This is a genomic window from Niallia sp. FSL R7-0648 (assembly GCF_038007005.1).
In the GTDB taxonomy this organism is placed as follows: domain Bacteria; phylum Bacillota; class Bacilli; order Bacillales; family Cytobacillaceae; genus Niallia; species Niallia circulans.
The window spans coordinates 1-5185 of the sequence record NZ_JBBOWE010000005.1 but is presented as its reverse complement, the minus strand read 5'-3'; the positions used below and the strand labels follow the sequence as shown (position 1 = coordinate 5185).

The window sequence follows — 5185 nt, the reverse complement described above, 5'->3', positions numbered from 1 at the left end:
TAACAGTATCTTGGCTTTTATTTATCCTTGTTTTACTCGTGAGAAGCTCATAAATGCCCTGTGAGCGATTTTAAAGATTAAATAGGGGTTTTTTATAAGGGGCAACCTCTTAAAAGGGCTAGAAAGGCTCTGTATGGCGTTTGTCAACGGTAAGCGGACCGCAGGGAGCATTAAGGAGTTGACAAACTCACTACACCAAGACCCTCTTGGTATGTCAATATTTAGACGACTTTATGCCGAGAAAACTTTTTGAAAAAGAAAAGAACCCTAAAATAAACTTAAAGCGCAATCGTTCGGATAGCGCTAGCTATTAAACCGAACGATTGACACGCTTTGGGTTTTTAGGGTTCAAAGTTTCTATTCAAAAAGGAAATTGGAATAAAAACCAAATTAATTAAACTGTTTATTTTTTATCTATAAACTAATCCGCCATCTGTTAAAATAGATTGACCAGTTATATAATCTGAATCTTCCGAAGCTAGGAATGATACTAAATTTGCTACATCTTTAGGTTCTTGATATCTTCCTAATTTTATAGCACTTGAAAATTTTTCAAAAGCATCTCCAGGATTTAAATTTTCATCATATTTAACCATTTCTTCATCGATTCTTTCCCACATTTTAGTTTTTGCCACTCCTGGACAATAAGCATTAACGTTAATTTTATACTTTGCTAATTCTTTAGCTGCAACTTGAGTGTATGATCTAACTGCGTGTTTAGTAGCTGAATATGTACCTAGCATTTCGTAAGATTCGTGACCTGCTATACTACAAGCGTTTATTATTTTACCTTTTGTATTTTGTTTTATAAATTGTTTTGCAGCTGCTTGGGTACCATAAACAGTTCCAAATACATTAATATTAAATAATTTATTAAGTTGATTTTCGTCTATTTCTAAGAAAGGTGTTACAGCATCCACACCTGCATTATTAATAAAAACATCTAATTTATTAAATTCTTTTACAGTAAATTTAACTAGTTCTTCTTGTTCTTTTTGTTTTGAAACATCACTTTTGAAAGATATTACATTATATCCTTTTTCTTTGAATTCTTTTTCTGTTTCTAGTAACAAATCATTATTGATGTCTTGAACAACGATATTAAAACCATCATTTGCTAATCTTTCAGCTATAGCTTTACCTAAACCACCTGCTGAACCTGTTATTATTGCTACTTTATTTTCTGAGTTCATATGCTTATGTCTCCTTTTATATTTAGTGCTTTCAATAAAAATTGTATTCTTTTAAAAAAATTAAGCAATATTTATGTTTTTTTCTTGTTTTTTCTTATCTTGATGCCTTGTTGCTGTAAAGCTTTATCCATGCCGACACGCCTTGTAAGCCCTCGCTTACTCTCAAAATTCGGAACGTAATTGATATTGCAAAGGGTTGGTTTTTTGGGTTTCCCCCTTGTTTTTAGGAGGAGGCTGGCTAGGGGGTTTGGGGGAGAATCCCCCATGTCCTGTAGCCCTTGTCGTGAAAGCATATTTTGGGATACGCTCAGGCGTTTCGGCAGGTACAATTGCAGTGCAAGCCGACCCTGATTAATCCTCGTTTTCAGTGTGTCGGCTTGGCACAAGCTGCGCACCTGCCGAATTTCGGAGTGCAAGGGTAAAGGGTGGAGATTTTTCGGTGGTCTGTCCGAAAAATACTACCCGTCCCTTGCATGAAGAAAAGCCCTTATATATAGAGTGAGAAGAGAGAGACTTTTAAAAGTGTAAAAAAGGTTGATATATCAGTAGTTTTAGCGATTTTCGTGTGTGTTCATTTGAACACAGTTGTGTGTCTAAATAAACACAAACAAAAATACGAACATAAATAAAAAATCGTAGTTGTCAAATTAAACAACTACGACTAAATTTTTTAAAATAATTTATCTGGTAAATCCTTTAATACAGGCATTTTCATAGCCTTATGAAACATTAACAGTATCTTGGCTTTTATTTATCCTTGTTTTACTCGTGAGAAGCTCATAAATGCCCTGTGAGCGATTTTAAAGATTAAATAGGGGTTTTAATAAGGGGCAACCTCTTAAAAGGGCTAGAAAGGCTCTGTATGGCGTTTGTCAACGGTAAGCGGACCGCAGGGAGCATTAAGGAGTTGACAAACTCACTACACCAAGACCCTCTTGGTATGTCAAAAGTTCACCTTTTGACCTGCCTACCGGCGAGGGAGCCCCCTCAAAAATTGAGGGGGGTGGGGGAGTTTTTTGAATGGGGTCAAGGGGAACTTTTCCCCTTGCAGGTTTGGACAGCGTCCAAGGTTTTTTGCCATGCAGTCGCATGGCTCGGCGGAGCCGAAAAGCCTCGCAGAGCACATGGAACTTTGCTTGCAAAGTGTAGTGTGCTACACTTTCTATTAATCTAGCGATTTTAGAAAGGAGCGAAAACCCCGATATGAGCTTTGCCGTTTTACATATGCAGAAGCTAAAGTCACCTGCCATTAAGGGCATTCAAATTCATAATCAGAGAGAAAAAGAAAGTCAGACGAACGGTGATATTGATGGGTCACGTTCACATCTAAATTATGATTTGGTCAATTCAAAGCCGATTGATTATAGCGAGAAGGTTAACAAAATGATTGAGGAAGGAGTGACGACTGGCAAAGCCATTCGGAAAGATGCGGTGAAGATGGCGAGTTTCCTTGTCACTTCCGATTCCGAGTATTTTCAAAAGCTATCGGAACAAGAGGAAAAGCGATTCTTTGAATCAGCTTATGAGTTTTTTGCGAACGAATACGGAGAAAAGAATATTGCCTATGCGATGGTTCATAAAGACGAGAAAACACCGCATATGCATGTTGGGTTCGTGCCGATCACCAAAGATGGTCGGCTTTCCGCAAAGGACTTTTTTGGGAAAAAGCAACAACTGGTAAATCTTCAAGATAAGTTTCATGACCATATGGTGCGAGAAAGCTTTGACTTGGAGCGAGGAGTCTCATCAGACCGTAAACACGTTGAGACAGCCAAATATAAGGCTCTGACGTTCCAACAAATGGAGCAGGAAGCTAGAGAAAAGTATGAACGGACAATGGGGCATATTCAAGAGATTGACGACAAGACAAAGGCGATTGAGAACATTCAACCGAAAAAGGTGCTTGGGCTTGTTGGCATGAAGGAGCAAGATTACAAAAGCCTAGTCGATTATGCGACAAATGGAGTTGTCTATCAGCAGAAGGCGGAGGTTCTCCAGAAGGAGTTAGAGAAGGCAAAGACAGAAGTTCAGCAATTAAAATCAGATATGCAGATAGGACAAGACAAAATTCGACATTATTACAAAGATGTTGAACAGAACTTAGATACATTGGCAGAGAAAAAAGCAGTGGAAAAAGTGAAACAGGCTGAGGTTGTGCAGAAATACGGAAATCTAGTAGAAAAATATAATGGGCTGGTTCATAAATACAATGACCAGTTGAAGGAAAAAAAGCAGTTAAAACAAGAGGTAGATACGCTAAAACTAGAAAACCGGTCTTACCAAAATGAGAATCGAGAATTGAAATCGGAGAACGGGCAATTGAAGGAAAAACTCATGCAGATCAGTAAGGAGTTTTCGGCTTTCAAACAAAGAGTGGGGAACGTTTTACATGCTCAAATTGACCGAGTAAAGACGTTTTTAAGAATTAGGGATATTGCCCCTAGCCATATAAAAGCACTGGATGACAAACAAGATAAATTAGTCCAGGATTCTCTACAAAAATTAGAAAAACCACAGAAAGAAAATGAAAAAGATATAGAATTGGAAATGTAAAGGAGGAGGATAAATGAATATGAGAAATGATGTTTTTGACCGTATTAAAACAACGAAAAGAAGGGTCAGTGAAGCAGAAAAGATTTTAGCATATTTAGAAAAAAATGAAGCCCCTAAAACACAAATCACTGCAATGAAACGGATTGTAAAGCACTTGGATAACCAGTATTCGGTTGAAAAATTAGCTTTTGCTCTTGCTGATCTCCAAACAACAGGAAGTGTTCGTCCTGAAGATGAAGAAGAAAATGCTTTTACTTTATAGTTAAAAGAACCGTCTTAATGACGGTTCTACTCCTTTATCTCTATCGTTATTTCTTTGTGTAATTGAGATTGTATTTTCGTTTTCATGCTGTTTTCTTGTTCACTTTCAGAGATGATTATATTGGCTCCGAATTTGCCGTGTTTATAATTTGTTCCCCAACTATTCCAAGCAATTTGTTTATTAACGGCATAAATGTTTGATGTTCCTGATTTGTAAACGTCTATGTATTGTTTTTCTCTAAGAAGTTTAATTGCTCTTGTAACAGTGGGTTTACTAATTTCGAACTGTTCTTGTAAGACGTTATACGAACACATAACCGCATTGTATGAATCCATGTTATTAATTAGAAACTTAAAGATTCGATATGCTATTGGTGATTTTGACATTAGCCAATCTTCTGCTTTATAAGCGTCTTTATTCATTTGCACCCACCTTTTATAAGGACTTCCTTGTTGTCTTTTTCGCTCTTCTTCTTCCTGTTTCTTTAGTTCTTCTAATTCTCTCTCACGTTCCTCAAATGTTCTAGAATTAGGATCTAGTACGTTTTTTGTTTCCCCTATTGTTAACGTTGTCACGATATTCCTCCCCTGAATAAGCAGTATACTACTTAAAATGAAACATATATGTATCATCTAGTGAACCATATAGTAATCATTTGTGAGCATGTTGTAATCATATAAGATTATAGTATAATTATTTTTTTTAAAAAACAAGTGTTAATTTGATTACTTTATATTCAAATAGTAATCATAGCTTATGATTACTATTGGGTTCACACTGTGATTACTAACAACCTCTATAACCCTTGATATAACAACATTCTTCAAATGTTCCCTCTTATATCTTCTAAAGGGCTTTTCTCCAAGCAAGGTTCGGGTAGTATTTTTTTGTCCTACGGAACGCTATCGCTCAAAAAAATCTCCACCCTTTCCCCCTTGCTTTCCGAAATTTTGGCGGTGGTGGCATGTCGCCAAGCCGAACATACCCAAAACGAGGATTTACGAAATTCGGCTTGCTCTGACCATTGTACCGCCAAAACCGCCTGTGCTATCGTTCAGAAATATCTGCCTTTAGCCTTACTTAGTGACGTTATGCGGGGGCTAGCCCCCACACCCCCAGCCAGCACTCACACCCCAAAACAAGGGGGGACAACTAACTTACAACAAAGTAAAGTGAA

The 5185-nt window shown here is 37.2% G+C and carries 5 protein-coding genes; 3 read left to right on the top strand and 2 right to left on the bottom strand.

Annotated features, from left to right (window positions below):
- Nucleotides 1–410 precede the first annotated feature (410 nt).
- On the bottom strand, nucleotides 411–1193 hold the full coding sequence (locus tag NSQ89_RS25240; protein WP_327826148.1) for an acetoin reductase: 783 nt from the start codon (nucleotides 1191–1193) through the stop codon (nucleotides 411–413).
- A 1203-nt stretch (nucleotides 1194–2396) separates the two neighbouring features.
- Here NSQ89_RS25240 and mobV point away from each other — a divergent pair.
- On the top strand, nucleotides 2397–3746 hold the full coding sequence (gene mobV, locus NSQ89_RS25235; RefSeq protein ID WP_341133459.1) for a MobV family relaxase: 1350 nt from the start codon (nucleotides 2397–2399) through the stop codon (nucleotides 3744–3746).
- A gap of 13 nt (nucleotides 3747–3759) precedes the next feature.
- Nucleotides 3760–4008: a hypothetical protein gene (locus NSQ89_RS25230; protein ID WP_341055907.1), complete on the top strand. Its 249-nt coding sequence runs from the start codon at nucleotides 3760–3762 to the stop codon at nucleotides 4006–4008.
- A 26-nt stretch (nucleotides 4009–4034) separates the two neighbouring features.
- Here NSQ89_RS25230 and NSQ89_RS25225 read toward each other — a convergent pair whose 3' ends face one another.
- Complete coding sequence (locus NSQ89_RS25225; protein WP_223664322.1) at nucleotides 4035–4583, bottom strand: winged helix-turn-helix domain-containing protein; 549 nt, start codon at nucleotides 4581–4583, stop codon at nucleotides 4035–4037.
- A 312-nt stretch (nucleotides 4584–4895) separates the two neighbouring features.
- Here NSQ89_RS25225 and NSQ89_RS25220 point away from each other — a divergent pair.
- Nucleotides 4896–5185: hypothetical protein (locus NSQ89_RS25220; protein WP_341133458.1), on the top strand; the 290-nt coding region annotated here is incomplete at its 3' end.

Coding starts and splice junctions, on each gene's coding strand:
- NSQ89_RS25230 (WP_341055907.1), top strand. CDS start 3,760: ATGAATATGAGAAATGATGTTTTTGACCGTATTAAAACAACGAAAAGA.
- NSQ89_RS25240 (WP_327826148.1), bottom strand. CDS start 1,193: ATGAACTCAGAAAATAAAGTAGCAATAATAACAGGTTCAGCAGGTGGT.
- mobV (WP_341133459.1), top strand. CDS start 2,397: ATGAGCTTTGCCGTTTTACATATGCAGAAGCTAAAGTCACCTGCCATT.